Below are 20,691 nucleotides of genomic sequence, written 5' to 3'. Positions count from 1 at the left end.
CGGTCTCGGTCTTCCCTTCCCTCTTCCTCCCCCATGCTCCCCGCTCTTCGGAGAGGACATCACTGTGCGAAGAACGCGCATACTCACGGCCGCGCTCGCCCTGGCGGCCGGCCTGCTCTCGGGCACCCCGCCCGTGGTCGCGGCGGCGAGCGCCGACGACACCGTGACGATCGCCGCCGACACCTACACCTGGAACAACGCCCGCATCGACGGGGGCGGCTTCGTCCCCGGCATCATCTTCAACCGCACCGAGAAGAACCTCGCCTACGCCCGTACGGACATCGGCGGCGCCTACCGCTGGGACGAGTCCACCAAGACGTGGACCCCGCTCCTCGACTCGGTCGGCTGGGACGACTGGGGTCACACCGGCGTGGTGAGCCTCGCGTCCGACTCAGTCGATCCCGACAAGGTGTACGCGGCCGTCGGCACGTACACCAACGACTGGGACCCGGGCAAGGGCGCCGTGCTGCGGTCGTCCGACCGCGGCGCGAGCTGGCAGAAGGCCGATCTGCCGTTCAAGCTGGGCGGCAACATGCCGGGCCGCGGTATGGGCGAGCGCCTGGCCATCGACCCGCACGACGACAGCGTCCTCTACCTCGGTGCACCCAGCGGCAAGGGCCTGTGGCGCTCCACCGACTCGGGCGCCACCTGGTCGCAGGTCACGAGCTTCCCCAACGTCGGCAACTACCAGCAGGATCCGACCGACACCAGCGGCTACGCCAACGACAACCAGGGCATCGTCTGGGTCACCTTCGACGAGTCGACAGGCTCGGGCACCTCGAAGACCCAGACCATCTACGTCGGGGTCGCCGACAAGGACAACGCCGTCTACCGCTCCACGGACGGCGGCTCCACCTGGTCCCGCCTCGCCGGCCAGCCGACCGGCCACCTCGCCCACAAGGGCGTCCTCGACGCCGAGAACGGCTACCTCTACCTCGCCTACAGCGACACGGGCGGCCCGTACGACGGCGGAAAGGGCCAGGTGTGGCGGTACGCCACGGCCACCGGCGAGTGGAAGAACATCAGCCCGGTCGCGGAGGCCGACACGTACTACGGCTTCAGCGGCCTGACCATCGACCGGCAGAACCCGGGCACGGTCATGGTCACCGGCTACAGCTCCTGGTGGCCGGACACGCAGATCTTCCGCTCGACCGACAGCGGCGGTACGTGGACGCGGGCGTGGGACTACACCTCGTATCCCAATCGTGAGAACCGCTACACGATGGACGTGTCGTCGTCCCCCTGGCTGACCTGGGGCGCGAACCCGTCTGCGCCCGAACAGACGCCGAAGCTCGGGTGGATGACGGAGTCCCTGGAGATCGACCCGTTCAACTCCGACCGCATGATGTACGGAACGGGCGCGACGCTCTACGGCACCGAGAACCTCGGCCAGTGGGACAGCGGCGGGAAGATCACCATCAAGCCGATGGTGGAGGGCCTCGAGGAGACCGCGGTCAACGACATCGCCTCTCCGCCGTCCGGCGCCCCGCTGCTCAGCGCACTGGGCGACATCGGCGGCTTCCGGCACACGGACCTCACCAAGGTGCCGTCGATGATGTACACCTCGCCGAACTTCACGTCGACCACGAGCCTGGACTTCGCCGAGTCGAGCCCCAACACGGTGGTCCGCGTCGGCAACGTCGACTCGGGGGCGCACGTTGCCTTCTCGACGGACAACGGCTCCAACTGGTTCGCGGGGCAGGACCCTTCGGGCGTCACCGGTGGTGGCACGGTCGCGGCGGCCGCGGACGGCAGCCGCTTCGTGTGGAGCCCGGAGGGCACCGGCGTGCAGACCACGTCCGGGTACGGCTCGTCGTGGACCGCGTCGTCGGGCATCCCGGCGGGCGCGACCGTCGAGGCGGACCGCGTCGATCCGAAGACCTTCTACGGCTTCAAGTCCGGCAAGTTCTACGTCAGTACGGACGGAGGCGTCTCGTTCAGCGAGAAGTCGTCGACCGGACTGCCGGCCGACGGTAGCGCCCGCTTCAAGGCGGTGCCCGGCGAGGAAGGCGACATCTGGCTGGCCGGCGGCTCGGCCAACGGCACGTACGGTCTGTGGCACTCGACGGACGCGGGCGCCACGTTCACCAAGTTGTCGAACGTCGAGCAGGCCGACACCATCGGCTTCGGCAAGGCCGCACCCGACGCCTCGTACCAGACGCTCTACACCAGCGCGAAGATCGGCGGAGTGCGCGGCATCTTCCGGTCCACGGACGAGGGCGCGAGCTGGGTCCGCATCAACGACGACGCGCACCAGTGGGGCTGGACGGGCGCTGCGATCACGGGTGATCCGCGGGTCTACGGGCGGGTGTACGTGTCGACCAACGGTCGCGGCATCATCTACGGCGACACGTCGGACACCGGCGGCGGCGAGACCGACCCCGGGGACGGCAGCGGTGACGACGGCGGTGGCGACACCGACCCGCCCGCCACTGGCGCCTGCACGGTGACGTACAAGATCACCAATGAGTGGTCGGGCGGCTTCCAGGCGGACGTCACGCTGACGAACACCGGGGACCAGGCCTGGTCCGGCTGGTCGCTCGGCTGGTCCTTCGCCGACGGCCAGAAGGTCAGTCAGATGTGGAACGCGTCGTACACGCAGGACGGTTCCGCGGTGACGGTGAAGAACGTGGACTGGAACGCGAACGTGGCGTCGGGCGCGTCGGTCGCGTTCGGATTCACAGGGAGTTCGTCCGGCACGAACGGGAAGCCGGCGACGTTCAAGGTCGGAGAGGAGGAGTGCACGGTCAACTGACGCTCGATTGATGCTCGACTGAAGTCTCCCCGCACAGACGGAGGGCGCGTGCATGGGCACGCGCCCTCCGGTGCGCCCTCCGCCGTGGGTCTCGGGCGGGCCCCTTGCCCGTATTGGCGTGACTATCCACCCATTTGACTGTTACGTCAGTTATGGAAGCTTCACGTTCGGGCAGACGGGCCGCCATCGGCACCGTCGTGTCTCTCCTGCTCCTCGCTCTCACGGCGCTGGCCGGCCCCACAGCCACCGCCGGCAGTCAGTCGCCGCCCTCGGCGGACCCTGCGGCGATCCGCGAGTGGAACGCCATCGCGACCGACACCATCAGCGCAAACCTCACCCCCACCCGCCCCTCCGGGCAGGCGGTCATCTGGCACGGGTTCGTCTCGGTCGCCGTCTACAACGCCGTGGTCGGCATCGAGGGCGACTACGCCCCGTACAAATGGCTGGCGCGCGGGCCCTCCACCGCATCACCCGAGGCGGCCGCCGTCACCGCCGCGCACCGCGTGCTGGTCACCTACTTCCCCGCCTCGAAGGCCACGCTCGACGCCGCCTACACCGACTCCCTCGCCAGGATCCCCGACGGCACCGCGAAGCGGCAGGGCGTGGCCTTCGGGGAGCGTGCCGCGGACCACGTCATCGAGCTGCGCGAGAACGACGGCCGGTTCGAGCCGGTGGAGTTCACCACGCCGCCCGCGCCCGGCGTCTGGCGGCCCACTCCACCCGCCCACCTGCCCTTCATCGACACCTGGCTCGGCAGACTGCGCCCGCTGCTGCTCACGTCCCCGTCGCAGTTCCGGCCCGGTGCGCCGCCCGCCCTGTCCTCGGCCCGCTATGCCGAGGACGTGAACGAGGTGAGGACCATGGGGGCGCGGACGGGCTCGCTCCGTACGCCGCAACAGACCGAGACCGCCCTGTTCTTCGGGGGCAGTCTGGTGGTGCCGCTCCAGGAGGCGTTCCGGGACTACACCGCCCGGCACCACCTGGGCATCGCCGAGACTGCACGGCTTTTCGCCGCGGCGAACGCGGCGGCAACGGACGCCGTCATCACCTCGTGGGACGCCAAGCTGCACTACGGCTTCTGGCGGCCGATCACCGCCATCCAGCTGGCCGACACCGACGGCAACCCCGCGACCGAGGCCGACCCGCAGTGGCAGCCCCTCCTCGTCACGCCACCCCACCCGGACTACATCAGCGGCCACACCACGGTCACCGGCGCCGTGACCAGGACCCTGACCGGCATCCTCGGCACCTCACACCTCGACCTCAACATGTCATCCGAGGCCACCCGCACCACACGCCATTACGAATTCGCCGACCAGCTCAACAGGGACATGGTCGACGCCCGCGTCTGGGCCGGAATCCATTTCCGCACGGCGGACATCGCCGGGTGCCAGGCCGGCGACCGCATCGGCGCCTGGACGCTCACGCACTACTTCCAGCGGCTGCACTCGGCACGCTCTGTCGCAGCACCCGCGCTCAGTCGCTCTTCGGGGGCTTGTCCGAAGCCACATGGTTCGCGATCGACGCCAGGAGATCGGTACTGAATTCTGGGCGGTGTCACTGGCTCTGTTCCGCGTTTTGAGCCGGCCTGGTACCCGAAGAAGACGGTATCCGCCGTGGCCGAGGGAGTGGCGGCACTGGCCGCGGCCGTCGCGCCCCGGGTTCGGAAGCTCTGCTCGCAAACGTCGCGTTTCCGGACGACGGCCCGGTGCGCGGCGTTCGAGGATGCCGGGCTCCCGTAACTGTCCTGCGCTCCGGGGAGGTTGGCGCCCGCCATAGACGCGGACAAGGATCGGTCGGTAGCCCCGCGTAGCAGGTGCGGACGGCTCGGTTGACCCATTACCCTGGAAATGTCTGGATGCGCGACCCGCATCTGGCGGGTCGCATGAGGATCCGCGCATGTATGAAATGGGGTCGATGCCATGACTCTTCATTCGCATAAGGACGCATCAGGGAAGGCGCGCAGAGGCCGCTGCGGCACCGGATTGTTGGTGGCAGCTACAGTCGTGGGGGTTGTTTCCACGCTCGGCGCAGGGTACGGGAGTGGTCCCGCTGAGCAGGCAGCCGGTCAGCAGACGCACTGGGCAGCGACTGCGGCGGTGCCCACCATTTCCGTCAACACCCCAAAGGTTCCGTCCGCTGTACAGAATGTGAATATAAGCAACTTCGCCTTCTCGCCGTCGACGCTAACCGTCAGCCGGGGCACCACGGTTACCTGGACCAACTACGACTCGACTCCGCACTCGGTGAAGAGCAACGGTCACGGTCGCGGTCAGCTGCACTCGGGGAGGTTGAGCCAGGGAGAGTCCTACAGCTTCCAGTTCAATTCGCCCGGAACCTACAGCTACCACTGCTGCTTCCACCCCTCCATGGTCGCCACGGTCATAGTGAAGTAAAGCAACGACTGCGACCCTGATCAGTCATCCGCGACTTCCGGCACCTGGAGACATCCCTTCGCCGAAAATCTCATCCGCCCAGGTGGGAACTGGTGTGCCGGGTGTCGCGGATGATCGTCCGCGGTCGCTTGTACCGGAGGCCCAAAGTGTTCGTTGACGAGGGCCGCGCGTGGCGGGACACCGCCACCCGCTACGCCCTGCTTCCCCTGCGTGTCTTCCTGGGCGTCACTTTGATCTACGCGGGCTTGGACAAGCTCACCAACAGCGCCTTTCTGCACGCCTCCGGCGCCGGTTCCATCGGCGAGGTGATGCACAGCGTGCGCGACACGTCGGCGATCCCGGCCCTGGTCGACCTGGCGCTGAAGAACCCCGTCGGCTTCGGCTACGCCATCGCCTTCGGTGAACTCGCCGTCGGCATCGGCACGCTCCTCGGTCTGCTGGCCCGCCTTGCCGCGCTTGGCGGCGTGCTGATCTCACTGAGCCTGTGGCTGACCGTGAGCTGGACCACCAGCCCCTACTACTACGGCAACGACCTCGCCTACCTGATGGCCTGGATCCCTCTGGTCCTCGCCGGAGCCCCGGTGCTGTCCCTGGACGCCGCCCTGCGCGCCCGACGCCGCCAACGCACCGTCTGAGTCGGCCGTTCACCAGGCGACAGGCATGCAGGAAGGCCCCCGCAGCACCATGCCCTTCTTCCACTCCACAGCGTCGGCGTCCGGCTCGATCCTCAGCACGGGGAAGCGGCTCAGCAGGGTGTCCAGTGCGATCTCGATTTCCACCGTAGCCAAGTGGGCGCCGAGACAGGTGTGCGCGCCGTGGCCGAAGCCGAGGTGGGGGTTGGGAGTACGGGTGAGATCCAGCGTGTACGGATCGGGGAAGACTCGGGGGTCGTGGTTGGCGGCGTGCAGGGAAATCAGGACCGGGTCGCCGGCCTTCACGGTGTGCCCGCCCAGGAGGACGTCCTCGGTCGCGTAGCGAGGGAAGAGCGCGCCCGCGTTTCCGCTGGGGATGTACCGGAGGAGTTCATCGACAGCGCACGGCATGCGCTGGGGGCGCTGCCTCAGAAACGTGAGTTGCTCGGGATGGGTGAGAAGAACGTAGAAGGAGTCGGGGATCTGATTGGCCAGGGTCTCGTAGCCGGCGACGAGCAGGATCACGGCAAGGTGGAGAAGTTCGTCTTCCGTGAGGCGATCTTCGTTATCTCGAGCCTGAATCATGGCGCTGAGGAGATCGTCGGCAGGTTTTTCGCGCCGCTCGGCAATCAATGCGGCCATGTAGTCGACGAGGCGTGCGATGCGCTGCCCGGTCTCTTCTTCGGGCAGACAGGAGGCGGTCACAAAAGCCGCGGCCCAGCTTCTGAATTCGTGGCGGTCCTCATAGGGCACGCCGAGGAGTTCGCAGATGACAGCGATGGAAAAGGGCAGAGAGAAGTCCTCTACGAGATCAGCGGGCGGGCCACACTGGGTCATGTCAGCGACGATTTCATCGGCGATCCTCTGGATGCCCGGTCGGAGCTGCTGCGCCCGGCGAGAGGTGAAGGCGCGAGCGACCAGCCTTCGCAACCGAGTCAGTTCGGGTGGATCCATTCCCATGAGACTGCGCTCTTCGCTCAGCTGCCGTGGTCGAATTCGGGGCTCGTCACGACCTCGGCCGACGGCCAGGCTGAACCGCGGATCAGTCAAGACCGTCCGTACGTCCCGGTAACCGACAGCGAGCCAGGACTGCTCCCCGTAGGGCATCTGGACCCTGCACACGGGCTCTGTCTCCTGGAGTTTGAGGTACAGCGGATCCAGGTCGAGCCGATGCGGTTCGCTGAAGGGGTAGGCACGTGCCGCGGCAGCGCAAGGGGCGGCGGTTGCCGGTGCGGAGCCGATGGCCGTTGGGTGGTTCGCAGAAGAGGCCACGGTGCAACTCCAGGGTTTCGAGGTTCGGAGCGGCGTCGCGCGCATGGGCGGCAAACGAACAGTGACCCTGCAGCCTGGCGGCGCCGAATATCGGCATTGCGGCCATCAGCGCCATCCTATTGGAGGCATTCCAGACAATCTAGAACATTCGACCGGTCGATTCGGTGGCGTTCCAGCACCCCGGAGGATTGCCGGATCGCTCAACGCGAAGACGGGGCACCTTGCAGCGGCCCTCCACGTCTGATTACGTACCCTTTGTGACCAATATCGCACCCTTTGTGTCCATTGGTGCCCGCCACCCCTCGAGGGCCGCATACGACGACCAGAGAGATCTCGGGCCTGCACTGCCCTTCCCGATCGGCTGGTTCTGTCTGGGCCTCGCCCGTGAACTGCCTCGTGGTGGCGTTCTGACGCGCCGGCTCATGGACCAGGACTGCGTCCTGTACCGCACCCTCGACGGCGTCGCACGGGCGGTGGAGGCCCACTGCCCGCATCTGGGCGCCCACCTCGGTCACGGCGGCAAGGTCGTCGGTCAGCTGCTGGTGTGCCCCTTCCACCGGCTCGGCTTCGACCCTGATGGAGCGTGCGTCTCGTCGCCCAGCGGATCGCCGCCGCGTGCCCGGCTCGGCCACCTGCCGCTGCGGGAGCTCAACGGGCTCCTGCTGGTCTGGTCCGGACCCGCCGGCACGCAGCCCTCGTGGGAGCCACCTGCCCTGCCGGGCTGGGCGAGACCGACGGCGCTGTGGAAGCGCGAGGTGACCGCGCACGTCCAGGACGTCTTCGAAAACTCCTTCGACTGCCGGCATGCCTCCGAACTGCACGGGCTGAGCATGCGGCCGGTGGCACCACCCGAGGCGGACGGCCCGCTGATGCGCGTCCGCGTGCGCATCCATCCCGCAAAGGGACGTCTTCTGCCCAGGCTGGACAGTGTCCTGGCCCACCAGACGATCACGATGGCCGGGCTGGGCCTGCACACCACCGAGGTCATCGTCGACCGCCTCGGTCTGACCACATACCTGTGGACCCTGCCCACCCCCGTCAGCCCCACCCGGACCCTCCTGCGCTTCGCGACCTCGGCCGCCGTGACCGACACCACGAGGCTGCCCGGTGGGACAAGCCCGCTTCTGCGGACTGCTGCGTCCAGGGCTGCGGCACGCATCCTGCTGGGCACCGCCATCAAGTACGCATACGAAGACATCAGGATCTGGGCTCACAAGCGGTACCGGCCCCACCCGAGCCTCGCCTCCGACGAGCAGGCGATCGGGCAGTTTCGGCACTGGGCCCGCCAGTTCTATCCCACGTCTTGAAGACACTGTCCGCCCTGTGCGACATCTTCGAGTGCACGCCGCACGACCTGGTGATCCGCGGCACCAGGGGGGCTCGAGGCCAGAAACTTCGGACATGGGGATTCACGAAGTGCATACGCTTTTGGTGACCTATGGGTCCCGCGGAGACGTCGAACCGATGGCGGGACTCGCGGTGGCGCTACAGGCGCGCGGCGCCGAGGCGCGGGTGTGCGCGCCGCCGGACGAGGAGTTCGCGGAGCTGCTGGACGGTGCCGGTGTGCCGCTGGTGCCCTTCGGGCCGTCGGTGCGCTCGTGGGTGAGCGGTGCGAAGGCGGCGGATCCGTTCCAGGTCGCGGGCGAGTTGATCGCCGTGCACTTCGACACGATCGCCGCGGCGGCCGAGGGATGTGACGCGCTGGTGGCGACCGGCATAATGCCGGTCGGTGTGCGGTCGGTGACCGAGAAACTGGGCATCCGCTACGTGTTCGCGTGTTTCCAGCCGATCGTACTGCCGTCGCCGCACTACCCGCCGCCGCGGCCGGGCCCGCCGCTTCCACCGGACGTGACCGACAACCGGGTGCTGTGGGATCGGGACGCCCAGAAGGCGAACGCGCTGTACGGCGAGACGCTCAACAGCCACCGGGCGTCGATCGGCCTGCCGCCGGTGGACAACGTCCGTGACCATGTCTTCACCGACCGGCCGTGGTTGGCGTCCGACCCGGTCCTGGCGCCGTGTCAGGAGCTGACGGACCTCGACGTGGTGCAGACCGGCGCGTGGATTCTGCCGGACGAACGCCCGCTTCCGGACGAGCTGGTGGCGTTCCTTGAGGCCGGCGCACCGCCGGTGTACGTGGGCTTCGGCAGCATGGTCATGCGCGGCTCGGCGGACGTCGCCCGGGTGGCCATCGAAGCGGTGCGCGCGCAGGGCCGCCGGGTGCTCGTCGGGCGCGGCTGGGCCGACCTGGCCCTGATCGACGACCGGGACGACTGCTTCGTCGTCGGCGAGGTCAACCATCAGTCGCTGTTCCGGCGGGTGGCCGCCGTCGTCCACCACGGCGGCGGGGGCACGACCACGACGGCCGCCGTGGCGGGCTCGCCCCAGGTGGTGGTGGCGCAGATCGGGGACCAGCCGTACTGGGCCGGCCGGGTGGCCGAGCTGAGCATCGGCGCGGCACACGACGGTCCGACTCCGACCGTCGAGTCCCTTTCGGCCGCGCTCGAGACGGCCCTGACCCCCGAGACCCGCGCACGAGCGGCCGCCGTGGCCGGCACGATCCGCACCGACGGGGCGTCGGTAGCAGCGCAGCTGCTGCTCGACGCGGCCGGCTGAGCGGGACCGTCTCCATCGGAGGAGGCGGCACTCTCCCGCTCCCCCTCGGCGTCGGCTGCGACACCTGACAGCGCAAGCGCCCACCCCGATGTGGGGTGGGCGCAAGGCGGGACGTCTCGCGATTCGGGGCCGTATCCCCAGCTCAGGGCGTGGTGATGGACGGTCGCGGTGCCGTCGCCATGCCGTTGCCGATGAAGAAGCTCGGGTGCGGCGGCTGGTTGTACGCGGTGTTCTGCCATGCGAGGCCCGTGCGGTACATCGTGTCGTGGAGCAGTGTGGTGATCTTCGTACTGGTCTCGATCGGTGTGGAGTAGATCCGCAGTGCGGTGTTGTCGCTGGTCGGCCAGACGACCTCCTCGCGCCAGTCGCCGAGGATGTCACCGGACAGGGACGGTGTCGCCTTGGTGCCGTTGTTGGAGTGGACGGAGGAGCCCGTCAGCAGACGGGTGTCGGACGACGTGCCGTACTTGTCGATGTGGGTGCCGTCGAGGAGTTCGCGGGTGGTGTCGCCGTCCCACCAGGACAGGAAGTTCACCGAGGACGGCTCGCGGCCCTTCGTGGCGCCGGCCTCGTCGCGGATGTACGAGTCGGAGGCGGACCACATCTCGGCGCCGTCGTTGCCCGCGTAGATGTCTCCCGCGACACCGCGGCCGTTGTCGCAGCAGGAATCGAGCTGCCAGCGGATGGCTCCGTTCGCCGGGTTGATGTAGAGCTCGGCGGGCTGGGAGCTCGACTCGGACACCTTGAAGTACTCCAGGCCCGACGTGGAGGGGTCGAAGTCGCCCAGGTGCTGGGCGTCGCCGTGCCCGGTCTTCGTCGTCCACAGGCCCCAGCCGTTGTCGTCGACGGCCATCGCTCCGTAGACGATCTCGTCCTTGCCGTCGTTGTCGACGTCACCGATGGACAGGCTGTGCGAGCCCTGCCCGTCGAAGCCCTTGCCGGTGTTCGTGGAGGAGTTGGTGTCGAAGGTCCAGCGGCGGGTGAAGGCGCCGTTCCGCCAGTCCCAGGCCGCGATGACCGTACGGGTGTAGTAGCCGCGGGCCATGATGAGGGACGGGCGGGCGCCGTCCAGATAGGCCGTTCCCGCGAGGAACCGGTCCACGCGGTTGCCGTAGCTGTCGCCCCAGGACGACACCGTGCCGCGGGCCGGGACGTAGTCGACGGTGCCCATCGCGGCGCCCGTCGATCCGTTGAACATGGTCAGGTACTCGGGCCCGGACAGGATGTAACCACTGGAGTTGCGGTAGTCGGCGCTCGCGCTGCCGATGGTGGTGCCCTGGCCGTCGACCGTCCCGTCGGCCGTCTTCATGGCGACCTCGGCCTTGCCGTCGCCGTCGTAGTCGTACACCTGGAACTGGGTGTAGTGCGCGCCCGAGCGGATGTTCTTGCCCAGGTCGATGCGCCACAGGCGGGTGCCGTCCAGCTTGATGCCGTCGATGATGGTGTTGCCGGTGTAGCCGGACTGCGAGTTGTCCTTGGCGTTGGTGGGCTGCCACTTCAGGACGAAGTCCAGGGCGCCGTCGCCGTCGAGGTCGCCGACGGAGGCGTCGTTGGCCTCGTAGGTGTAGGCCACGCCGTCCGGTGTCGTGCCGCCCGCGGGTGGTGTGATCGGCACGTCCTTGTAGCCGCCGCGGAACTGGATGGCGTGCACCGAGTCGCCCTGCTCGACGCCGTTCACGATCGCGCGGACCGTGTAGTCGGCCGAGTCGGGCGCGCCGGAGTGGAAGAAGTTCGTGGAGCCGGTGATCGGTGACGAGTTGACCTTCGTACCGGCCCGGTAGACGTTGAACGACACATCGTCCGGGTCGGTGCCCAGCCAGCGCCAGGTCACGAGGTTGCCGCTGTCGGTGTGGACGCTGACGACGCCCCGGTCCAGCTTCTCGGCCTGCCGGGCCGTCGCCGCGGAAGACGTGCCCGACAGCGCGGTGAGCCCGGCGGCCGCCATCGCACCGGCCACGACGGCCGTGAGGAGAACGCGGGCGCGTAAGACGCGGCGTCTGCGGTGGTGCGGATACGCGTTCAGTTGCTCGTGTGGGTGCTCGGTTGGCACGGTTTCCTCCCGAGGGAAACGGATGGGTTCCGGTCCCTCAGTTGCCGCTCGGTGCACGGGAGTTGCCGCTGCCGGTGGGGAATTCCAGGAAATCCCGAGGCCCTCAGGCGTCGCGGCGAAACGCCCTGAGCCGGTACACGGGTTCCGCGCGCGGGGTGTCCGGGTCCGGCAGCGCCTCGACGCGTTCCGCGAGGGCGGTGCCGCCCGTCGCGTACACCCTGCCGCGCCGGATGTCGTGGGCGAGGCGGCGCGGAGTACGGCCCTGGCCGTGGCCCCGGAAGCGGGCCTCGCCGCACGGGCGCAGGCCGTGTGCGGCGGCGTACTCGGTGATGCGGGCGGACGCGTCGGCGGCGACTGCCGAGCGGTGCGGCGCGACGAGTGCGTCGAGGTCGCTGCCCGTCTCGTGTGCGGCATTCTTGTCGACGGTCGTCACGAAGACCCCGCCCGGCCGCAGCACACGTGCGGCCTCGGCGACCACGGGCGCCGCGTCCGGCAGCAGGTGCAGCAGCCAGACGGCGGTGACCGCGTCGAACGAACTGTCGGCGAACGGGAGCCGGCGGCTGTCGCCGAGCACCACGGCGCCGTCCAGACGCCGCGCGGCCACGCTCAGCATGCCGGGTGAGATGTCGACACCCAGCGCCCGCAGCCCGGCCCGCGTCAGCCTGCTGGTCACCAGGCCGGTGCCGCACGCCACATCGAGCAGGGTGCGGGAGGCGGCGGGGACGAGTCCGAGGACGGCCTCGGCAGCGGCCTGCGCCCTCGGTTCGCCCCCGCGCGTATCGTCGTAGACCGCGGCTTCCTTGTCGTAGTCGAGCACTCCGCCCCCCTGTCTCCGCGCCACTCAGCGGATGCCGTGCCCCGCCGCCAGCTCCTCCACCTTGTGCGCCAGCTTGAAGTCGAGTTCGGTGACGGCGCCGCCCACGCTGTGGGTGTTCACGGTAAGGGAGACCGTGTTGTAGCCGAGAGTGAGGTCCGAGTGGTGGTCGAGCGCGTCCTGGACCTGCGCGATGTGCACGACCAGCGCGGTGGCCGCGAAATGGGATCCGAGCCGGTACGAGCGGGCGAGGCGGTCGCCGTCGAGCGACCAGCCGGGCAGCTCGGTGAGCCGGTCCTCGATGTCCTTCTGCGACAGCGGCTCGAGGGTCATGGCCACGCTCCTTCCGTACAACGACGTACGACCACATATACCTCGTACCACTGCGTGACGACGTACACGCCTGGATGCCCGCATGCCCGCATGCCTGCATGCCTGCATGCCTGCATGCCTGACGGTGGTCCTCGTGTCCAGGCGACGGTCAGCCGCGGGGCGCGTACATGATCACGGCCATGCCGGCAAGGCAGATCAGCGCGCCGGTGACGTCGAACCGGTCGGGGCGGTAGCCGTCGGCGATCATGCCCCAGGCGATCGAGCCGGCGACGAAGATGCCGCCGTACGCGGCCAGGATGCGGCCGAAGTTCGCGTCGCTCTGGAAGGTGGCCACCACGCCGTACAGGCCGAGGGCGATGACGCCGGCGCCGATCCAGATCCAGCCGCGGTGTTCACGGACGCCCTGCCAGACCAGCCAGGCACCCCCGATCTCGAAGAGGGCGGCGACGACGAACAGGGCGATGGAGCGGGCGACGAGCACGGCGGCAGGTGGTCTTTCCGGCGAGAGCGAACAGTGGTGAACACCAGCACGGTAACCCGTACGGACGCAGTGAGCAGGTGGCCGTCCCGCACCGCGCCTACGTTTCGAGACATGGTCCACCAAGGGAGCTCACGGTGACACAGACCACTGGGACCCCCGCCGAACCGGGTGCGGTGCTCCTGCGTACGGGGAAGTTCTTCCGGCACGGGACTCCGGCCCCTGATCTGCACAGTGTGCAGATCAAAGGCGGCAGGCAGGGGGACGCCTTCTACCGGGACCGGTGGAGCCACGACAAGGTCGTGAACTCGACGCACGGTGTGAACTGCACGGGCTCGTGCCGCTGGAAGGTGTACGTCAAGGACGGCATCATCACGTGGGAGACCCAGCAGACCGACTATCCGTCGGTGGGGCCGGACCGCCCCGAGTACGAGCCGCGCGGCTGCCCCCGGGGTGCGGCCTTCTCCTGGTACACGTATTCGCCAACGCGCGTGCGCTACCCGTACCTCCGGGGCGTGCTCCTCGAGATGTACCGGGAGGCCAAACAGCGGCTGAAGGACCCGGTGCTGGCGTGGGCGGACATCCAGGGCGACCCGGAGCGGCGGCGCAGGTACCAGCGGGCGCGCGGCAAGGGCGGCATGGTGCGGGCCACCTGGGACGAGGCCGTGGAGATCGTGGCGGCGGCGCACGTCCACACCATCAAGACGTACGGCCCGGACCGGATCGCGGGGTTCTCGCCCATCCCCGCGATGTCGATGGTGTCGCACGCGGCCGGGGCCCGTTTCATGGGCCTGATCGGCGCGCCGATGCTGTCCTTCTACGACTGGTACGCGGACCTGCCGGTCGCCTCGCCGCAGGTGTTCGGCGACCAGACCGACGTACCGGAGTCGGGTGACTGGTGGGACGCGGCGTATCTGATGATGTGGGGCTCGAACGTGCCCGTCACGCGGACGCCCGACGCACACTGGATGGCCGAGGCCCGCTACCGCGGCCAGAAGGTCGTGGTCGTCTCGCCGGACTACGCGGACAACGCCAAGTTCGCCGACGAGTGGCTGCATCCGCATCCCGGCACCGACGGGGCGCTCGCGCTGGCGATGGGCCATGTGGTCCTCAAGGAGTTCTTCGTCGACCGCGAGACGCCGTTCTTCGCGGACTACGTACGGAAGTTCACGGATCTGCCGTTCCTGGTCACGCTCACCGAACGGGACGGGGCGTACGTGCCGTCGAAGTTCCTGCGCGCCGCCGATCTCGACCAGGCCGGGGAGGGCGCGGAGTGGAAGACCGTCGTCCTGGACGCGGCCACCGGGCAGCCCGCCGTCCCGAACGGCTCGCTCGGCTTCCGCTGGACGGACTCGGGCAAGGGCCGCTGGAACCTGGATCTGGGCGACATCAGCCCGCGACTGACCCTGTACGGCACGTTCGGCGCGCTGCCGGTCGAGGTGCTGCTGCCGCGTTTCGACACGGAGGGCGGTGAGCACGGGCAGGGTCGCGGCGAGGTCCTGCGCCGCGGCGTCCCGGCCGCCCGAATCGGCGGGGCGGGAGGTGTCCTGGTCACCACGGTCTTCGATCTGCTGCTCGCGCAGTACGGGGTCGGTCGGCCGGGTCTTCCGGGTGACTGGCCGTCGTCGTACGAGGACGCGGACGCGCCCGGCACCCCGGCCTGGCAGGAAGTGCACACCTCGGTTCCCGCCGCCCAGGCGGTACGGATCGCCCGTGAGTTCGCGCGGACCGCCGAGAAGTCGCGGGGCCGCTGCATGATCCTCATGGGCGCCGGAACGAACCACTGGTTCCACTCGGAGACGATCTACCGCACCTTTCTCGCGCTGCTGCAGCTCACCGGCTGCCAGGGCCGCAACGGCGGCGGCTGGGCGCACTACGTCGGCCAGGAGAAGTGCCGTCCGTTCACCGGCTGGGCCACACTCGCGGGCTCACTCGACTGGCAACGGCCGCCGCGGCAGATGATCGGCGCCGCGTACTGGTTCCTGCACACCGACCAGTGGCGCTACGACAGGTTCGCAGCCGATGTGCACGCGTCGCCACTGGGCAGCGGGCAGTTCGCGGGCATGACGGGCGTCGACTGCCTGGCGCTGTCCGCGCGCTCCGGCTGGATGCCGTCGTACCCGACGTTCGACCGCAATCCGCTCGACCTGGGCGACGCCTTCGGCGACCCGGTCGCGCAGGTCGTGGCGCAGCTCAGAACCGGTGAACTGAAGTTCGCGGTCGAGGACCCGGATGCGCCGCAGAACTGGCCGCGCGTGCTGACCCTGTGGCGCGCCAATCTGCTCGGGTCGTCGGCCAAGGGCGCGGAGTACTTCACCAAGCACCTGCTGGGCACGCACTCGTCGCTGCGGGCCGAGGAGGCCGCAGAGGGCGAACGGCCGAGGGACGTGACCTGGCGGGACGAGGCACCCGAGGGAAAGCTGGACCTCCTGCTCTCGCTCGACTTCCGGCAGACCTCGTCCACACTCCTGTCGGACGTCGTGCTGCCCGCCGCGACCTGGTACGAGAAGCACGACCTGTCGACCACGGACATGCACCCCTACGTGCACGCCTTCTCGCCGGCCGTGGACCCGCCGTGGCAGGCCCGCACCGACTTCGACACCTTCCACGCGCTGGCCCGCAGGCTCAGTGAGCTCGCGGTGGGCCATCTCGGTGTCCGCCGGGACGTCGTCGCGACCGCGCTGCAGCACGACACTCCGGGCGAGACCGCGCAGCCCGGCGGCGTCGTCCTGGACTGGAAGCGGGGCGAGTGCGATCCCGAGCCCGGCAGGACCCTGCCGAACCTCGCCGTCGTCGAGCGCGACTACACGGCGATCGGCGCCAAGTTCGCCGCGCTGGGCCCGCTGGTGGAGAACCTGGGACTGCCCGTCAAGGGCATCGCCCTGCGGCCCGACCAGGAGGTGGAGGAGCTCAAGGGCCGCAACGGTGTCGTACGCGGTGGGCCCGCCGACGGGCGCCCGGCGCTGGACACGGCCGTGAAGGCGGCGAACACCATCCTGGCGCTGTCCGGTACGACCAACGGGCGCCTGGCCACCCAGGGTTTCCACACCCTGGAGGCGCGCACCGGGCAGGAGATGGCGCATCTGGCGGCCGAGCACGAGGGCAAGCGCATCTCGTACGCGGACACGCAGGCCGCGCCGGTGCCGGTGATCACCTCGCCGGAGTGGTCGGGAAGCGAGTCCGGTGGCCGCCGCTACACCGCGTTCACGCTCAACACCGAGCATCTGAAGCCCTGGCACACGCTCACCGGGCGGCAGCACTTCTTCCTCGATCACGACTGGATCCACGAGCTGGGCGAGGCACTGCCCGTCTACCGGCCGCCGCTGGACATGAACCGGCTGTTCGGCGAGCCGCGGCTGGGTCCCGACGGCCAGCGTGAGGTGACGGTCCGTTACCTGACGCCGCACAACAAGTGGTCGATCCACTCCGAGTACCAGGACAACCTGTTCATGCTGTCGCTCTCCCGCGGCGGCCAGAACATCTGGATGTCCCCGCAGGACGCGGACGCGATCGGCGTCCGGGACGACGACTGGATCGAGGCCGTCAACCGCAACGGCGTGGTCGTGGCCCGCGCGGTCGTCTCGCACAAGATGCCGCCGGGCACGGTCTACATGCACCACGCCCAAGAACGCACCGTGAGCGTCCCGAAGACCGAGACGACCGGCAAGCGCGGCGGCATCCACAACTCCCTGACCCGCGTGCTCCTCAAGCCGTCGCACCTCATCGGCGGGTACGCGCAGCTGTCGTGGGGGTTCAACTACCTGGGCCCGACGGGCAACCAGCGCGACGAGGTGACGGTCATCCGCCGCCGCTCGCAGGAGGTGGAGTACTGACATGCGCCCGATGGCCCAGATCGCGATGGTCATGAACCTCGACAAGTGCATCGGCTGCCACACCTGCTCGGTGACCTGCAAACAGGCGTGGACCAACCGCACCGGCATGGAGTACGTCTGGTTCAACAACGTCGAGACCCGCCCGGGACAGGGCTATCCGCGCCGGTACGAGGACCAGGAGCGGTGGCGCGGCGGCTGGGAGCTGAACAAGCGGGGCGCGCTCAAGCTCAAGGGCGGCGGCCGGTTCCGCAAACTCGCGGGGATCTTCTCCAACCCCGTGCTGCCGGAGATCAAGGACTACTACGAGCCCTGGACGTACGACTACCAGAACCTCACCGACGCGCCGCTCGGCGACGACTTCCCCGTCGCGCAGCCGCTGTCGCAGATCACCGGCAAACCGATGAAGATCGAGTGGTCGTCGAACTGGGACGACAGTCTCGCGGGCGCACCCGAGCACGGGAACCTCGACCCGATCGTCGCCAAGGTCCGTGAACAGGCCGCGGAGAAGGTCAGGTTTTCGTTCGAGCAGACGTTCATGTTCTTCCTGCCGCGGATCTGCGAGCACTGCCTGAACCCGTCGTGCGTGGCGTCCTGCCCGTCGGGCGCCATGTACAAGCGGGCCGAGGACGGCATCGTGCTGGTCGACCAGGACCACTGCCGCGGCTGGCGCATGTGCGTCACCGGCTGCCCGTACAAGAAGGTGTACTTCAACCACCGCACCGGCAAGGCCGAGAAGTGCACGTTCTGCTATCCGCGCGTGGAGGTGGGCCTGCCGACGGTCTGCTCGGAGACCTGCGTGGGGCGGCTGCGCTATCTCGGCGTGATGCTGTACGACGCGGACAAGGTGACCGCGGCCGCCTCCGTGAAGGACGACAAGGCGCTGTACGAGGCCCAGCTGGGGGTGTTCCTCGATCCTCACGACCCGGGTGTGCAGCGGGCGGCCGAGGAGGCCGGAATCCCGTACGACTGGATGGAGGCGGCGCGCCGCTCCCCCGTGCACGCCCTCATCAGCAAGTACAGGGTCGCCCTGCCGCTGCATCCCGAGTACCGCACGATGCCGATGGTCTGGTACATCCCGCCGCTGTCGCCGATCGTGGACGCGCTGGCGGAGACGGGCTTCGACGGTGAGGAGGCGGGCAACCTCTTCGGCGCCATCGACACGCTCCGCATCCCGCTCGAGTATCTGGCGGAGCTGTTCACCGCGGGCGATGTGGGTCCTGTACGGGCGTCGCTGGAGAAGCTCGCGGCCATGCGCTCGCACATGCGGGCGATCAACCTCGGGGATCAGCCGGGCCCTTCCATCGCCTCGTCGGTCGGCATGGACGCGCAGACCATCGAGGAGATGTACCGGCTGCTCGCCATCGCCAAGTACGAAGAGCGCTACGTCATCCCGACCGCTGCGGTCGGCGAAGCGGCCCGCCTGGAGGAGACGGCGCTGCCGGACTCCTGCAGCCTCGACTACGAGGGCGGCCCCGGCATGGGCGGCGACGGTCCTTTCGGCCAGGACTCCGGGCGCAAACACCTGCCGCTGGTCTCCGTGGAGAACTTCCACGTACTGAAAAAGCGGCAGAAGGCCGACGAGGAGAGCGAATTGAAGGAGCAGCCACCGTGACCTCCCCCGCCGTGCTGTACCAGGCCGCCGCGCACTGCCTGGGCTATCCCGACGACGAGTTCCGCGAGCGGCTGCCGCTGCTGCGGGCCGCCGCCCCCGAGCTGGGCGGCTTCCTCGACCACGCGGAGGCGGAGGCCCCCGCGGACCTCGCCGCGCACTACGTCCAGGTCTTCGACTTCAAGAACCGGCACAGCCTGTACCTGAGCTGGTGGCGGGACGGTGACACGCGACGGCGCGGCATGTCGCTGGTCCGCTTCAAGGAGACCTATCGGGCGTACGGCCTGGAGTTCACCGGCGAGGAGCTGCCTGACTTCCTGCCGGTGGTACTGGAGTTCTCGGCACAGGCCGGGCCGGCGCTGCTCGAGGAGCACCGCGCAGGGCTTGAGCTGCTGCGGCTCGCCCTCACGGACTTCGGCACGCCGTACGCGCGCGTGCTGGGCGCGGTGTGCGCCACCCTGCCGGGCCCGTCCCCGAAGGACCGGGCCGAGGCGCTGGCACTGGCCCGGTCGGGCCCGCCGCACGAGGAAGTGGGCCTGGAGCCCTTCGGAGCCGGCCGACAGTGAGAGTTGAGTACGAGTTTTTTCACGGGAGAGCGTTCTTGACTTGCTCCCCCTCGTAAACGAGTGGGATTCCTACGGCTCGCGCCGTGGGGTTTTCTGCTTCGTCGCCGACTGCCCGCCCGGAGTTCTCCGTTGAGGTCTTACACCAGCTCCACAGACAGACACCGCCAGCCCGGCGGCCAGAAGGTTCTTCGCCGCGTTCACGTCCCGGTCATGGGTCGTACCACAGCTGTCGCACGTCCAGGTACGGACGTTCAGCGGCATCTTGTCAGCCAAGGTGCCGCAGGCGGAGCACAGCTTGGACGAGGGGAAGAAGCGGTCCACCGCGATCACTTCCCGCCCGTACCAGGCCGCCTTGTACTCCAGCATGCTCCGGAACTGTGCCCACGCCGCGTCACTGATGGCACGGGCCAGGCTCCGGTTCTTGACCATGTTGCGCACGGTCAGGTCCTCGATCACGAGCGTTTGGTTTTCGCGCACGAGTCGAGTGGTCAGCTTGTGCAACGCGTCGCGTCGCCGGTCGGTGATGCGGGCGTGGATGCGGGCGACCTTGAGCCGGGCCTTGGCCCGGTTCGCCCCGTCACCCTTGGCCTTCCGGGACAGCTCCCGCTGGGCCCTCGCCAAAAGCGCGCGATCGCGTCGCTCGTGCCTCGGGTTGGCGATCTTCTCCCCGGTCGACAAGGTCAGCAGATGATCCAGACCCACGTCGATACCGACCGCCGTATCCGTGGCCGGGAGCGGCTGCACCCCGGGGTCCTCACACAGCATCGACACGAACCAGCGCCCCGCGCTGTCCTGCGACACGGTCACCGTGGACGGTGTGGCCCTCTCGGGGAGCGGCCGGGACCACACGATGTCCAGCGGTTCCGCCATCTTCGCCAGCGTCAGTTTCCCGTCCCGGAAGCGGAACGCGGACGTGGTGTACTCCGCGCTCCTACGGGACTTTTTCCGCGACTTGAAACGCGGGTACTTGGCCTGTTTGCCGAAGAAATTGGCGAACGCGACCTGCAGGTGCCGCAGCGCCTGCTGGAGCGGGACCGACGACACCTCGCCCAGGTAGGCCAGCTCCTCGGTCTTCTTCCACGCCGTCAACATCGCCGAAGTGGCGTTGTAGTTGACCCGCTCCTGCCGCGCCCACGCCTCAGTGCGGGCGGCGAGCGCCAGGTTGTAGACCTTCCTCACACAGCCGAACGTGCGCGACAGCTCGGCTGCCTGCACATCGGTCGGGTAGAAGCGGTACTTGAACGCCCGCTTCACGTGAGTGGCCACACCTCACAAACTATCACGTCAAATTGTGGGCTGTTGCCGGTAGTTGGTGGCAGACGGCGATCCGCCATGGC

At 68.8% G+C, this 20,691-nt stretch carries 15 protein-coding genes; 9 read left to right on the top strand and 6 right to left on the bottom strand.

Annotated features, from left to right (window positions below):
• Positions 1–64: 64 nt before the first annotated feature.
• The 4 genes from ACWD4J_RS09010 (at position 65) to ACWD4J_RS08995 (ending at position 5,786) form a co-directional block, all read left to right on the top strand.
• A complete protein-coding gene (locus ACWD4J_RS09010; RefSeq protein WP_451394632.1) occupies positions 65–2,755 on the top strand; it encodes a cellulose binding domain-containing protein in 2,691 nt (896 codons plus the stop codon).
• A 152-nt stretch (positions 2,756–2,907) separates the two neighbouring features.
• Complete coding sequence (locus tag ACWD4J_RS09005; RefSeq protein WP_451394631.1) at positions 2,908–4,299, top strand: vanadium-dependent haloperoxidase; 1,392 nt, start codon at positions 2,908–2,910, stop codon at positions 4,297–4,299.
• 378 nt (positions 4,300–4,677) lie between these two features.
• Positions 4,678–5,151 (top strand): cupredoxin domain-containing protein, encoded by a 474-nt coding sequence (locus tag ACWD4J_RS09000; protein ID WP_451394630.1) that lies wholly within the window; start codon positions 4,678–4,680, stop codon positions 5,149–5,151.
• Positions 5,152–5,297: 146 nt separating this feature from the next.
• Positions 5,298–5,786, top strand: coding sequence for a TQO small subunit DoxD (locus tag ACWD4J_RS08995; protein WP_451394629.1), 489 nt, complete (start codon positions 5,298–5,300; stop codon positions 5,784–5,786).
• A gap of 9 nt (positions 5,787–5,795) precedes the next feature.
• Here the strand turns inward: ACWD4J_RS08995 and ACWD4J_RS08990 are convergent, their stop codons facing one another.
• Positions 5,796–7,100 carry a cytochrome P450 gene (locus tag ACWD4J_RS08990; RefSeq protein WP_451394628.1) on the bottom strand — a complete coding sequence of 435 codons (1,305 nt, stop codon included), beginning with the start codon at positions 7,098–7,100 and terminating at the stop codon, positions 5,796–5,798.
• Between the two features lie 212 nt (positions 7,101–7,312).
• Between ACWD4J_RS08990 and ACWD4J_RS08985 the strand changes: the two genes are divergently transcribed.
• Both ACWD4J_RS08985 and ACWD4J_RS08980 read left to right on the top strand, forming a co-directional pair.
• Complete coding sequence (locus tag ACWD4J_RS08985; RefSeq protein ID WP_451394627.1) at positions 7,313–8,362, top strand: Rieske 2Fe-2S domain-containing protein; 1,050 nt, start codon at positions 7,313–7,315, stop codon at positions 8,360–8,362.
• 94 nt (positions 8,363–8,456) lie between these two features.
• Complete coding sequence (locus ACWD4J_RS08980) at positions 8,457–9,671, top strand: glycosyltransferase (protein WP_451394626.1); 1,215 nt, start codon at positions 8,457–8,459, stop codon at positions 9,669–9,671.
• Between the two features lie 142 nt (positions 9,672–9,813).
• On the opposite strand, the gene ACWD4J_RS08975 is transcribed toward ACWD4J_RS08980, so the two are convergent.
• The 4 genes from ACWD4J_RS08975 to ACWD4J_RS08960 all read right to left on the bottom strand — a co-directional run bounded on the left by ACWD4J_RS08975 (position 9,814) and on the right by ACWD4J_RS08960 (position 13,349).
• Positions 9,814–11,628 carry a rhamnogalacturonan lyase gene (locus ACWD4J_RS08975; protein WP_451394726.1) on the bottom strand — a complete coding sequence of 605 codons (1,815 nt, stop codon included), beginning with the start codon at positions 11,626–11,628 and terminating at the stop codon, positions 9,814–9,816.
• A gap of 196 nt (positions 11,629–11,824) precedes the next feature.
• Complete coding sequence (locus ACWD4J_RS08970) at positions 11,825–12,538, bottom strand: class I SAM-dependent methyltransferase (RefSeq protein WP_451394625.1); 714 nt, start codon at positions 12,536–12,538, stop codon at positions 11,825–11,827.
• Positions 12,539–12,562: 24 nt separating this feature from the next.
• Positions 12,563–12,868 carry a 4a-hydroxytetrahydrobiopterin dehydratase gene (locus ACWD4J_RS08965; protein ID WP_451394624.1) on the bottom strand — a complete coding sequence of 102 codons (306 nt, stop codon included), beginning with the start codon at positions 12,866–12,868 and terminating at the stop codon, positions 12,563–12,565.
• A 148-nt stretch (positions 12,869–13,016) separates the two neighbouring features.
• Positions 13,017–13,349, bottom strand: coding sequence for a YnfA family protein (locus ACWD4J_RS08960; RefSeq protein WP_451394623.1), 333 nt, complete (start codon positions 13,347–13,349; stop codon positions 13,017–13,019).
• Between the two features lie 134 nt (positions 13,350–13,483).
• On the opposite strand from ACWD4J_RS08960, the gene ACWD4J_RS08955 reads away from it, so the two are divergent.
• From ACWD4J_RS08955 to narJ, 3 genes are read left to right on the top strand one after another with little or no spacing between them, the layout of a single operon-like run.
• Positions 13,484–17,179, top strand: a complete 3,696-nt coding sequence (locus tag ACWD4J_RS08955) for a nitrate reductase subunit alpha (RefSeq protein WP_451394622.1) — start codon at positions 13,484–13,486, stop codon at positions 17,177–17,179.
• 1 nt (position 17,180) lies between these two features.
• Entirely contained in the window at positions 17,181–18,791 is a 1,611-nt protein-coding gene (narH, locus tag ACWD4J_RS08950; RefSeq protein ID WP_451394621.1) for a nitrate reductase subunit beta, read from the top strand.
• Positions 18,788–19,354 carry a nitrate reductase molybdenum cofactor assembly chaperone gene (narJ, locus tag ACWD4J_RS08945; RefSeq protein ID WP_451394620.1) on the top strand — a complete coding sequence of 189 codons (567 nt, stop codon included), beginning with the start codon at positions 18,788–18,790 and terminating at the stop codon, positions 19,352–19,354. Before narH ends, narJ begins: the two co-directional genes overlap by 4 nt.
• Positions 19,355–19,423: 69 nt before the next feature.
• Here narJ and ACWD4J_RS08940 read toward each other — a convergent pair whose 3' ends face one another.
• Positions 19,424–20,620 (bottom strand): RNA-guided endonuclease InsQ/TnpB family protein, encoded by a 1,197-nt coding sequence (locus ACWD4J_RS08940; RefSeq protein WP_451394619.1) that lies wholly within the window; start codon positions 20,618–20,620, stop codon positions 19,424–19,426.
• Between the last annotated feature and the right edge of the window lie 71 nt (positions 20,621–20,691).

It is taken from the genome of Streptomyces sp. NPDC002577 (assembly GCF_053594815.1).
This window is presented reverse-complemented; position numbering and strand designations above follow the sequence as displayed.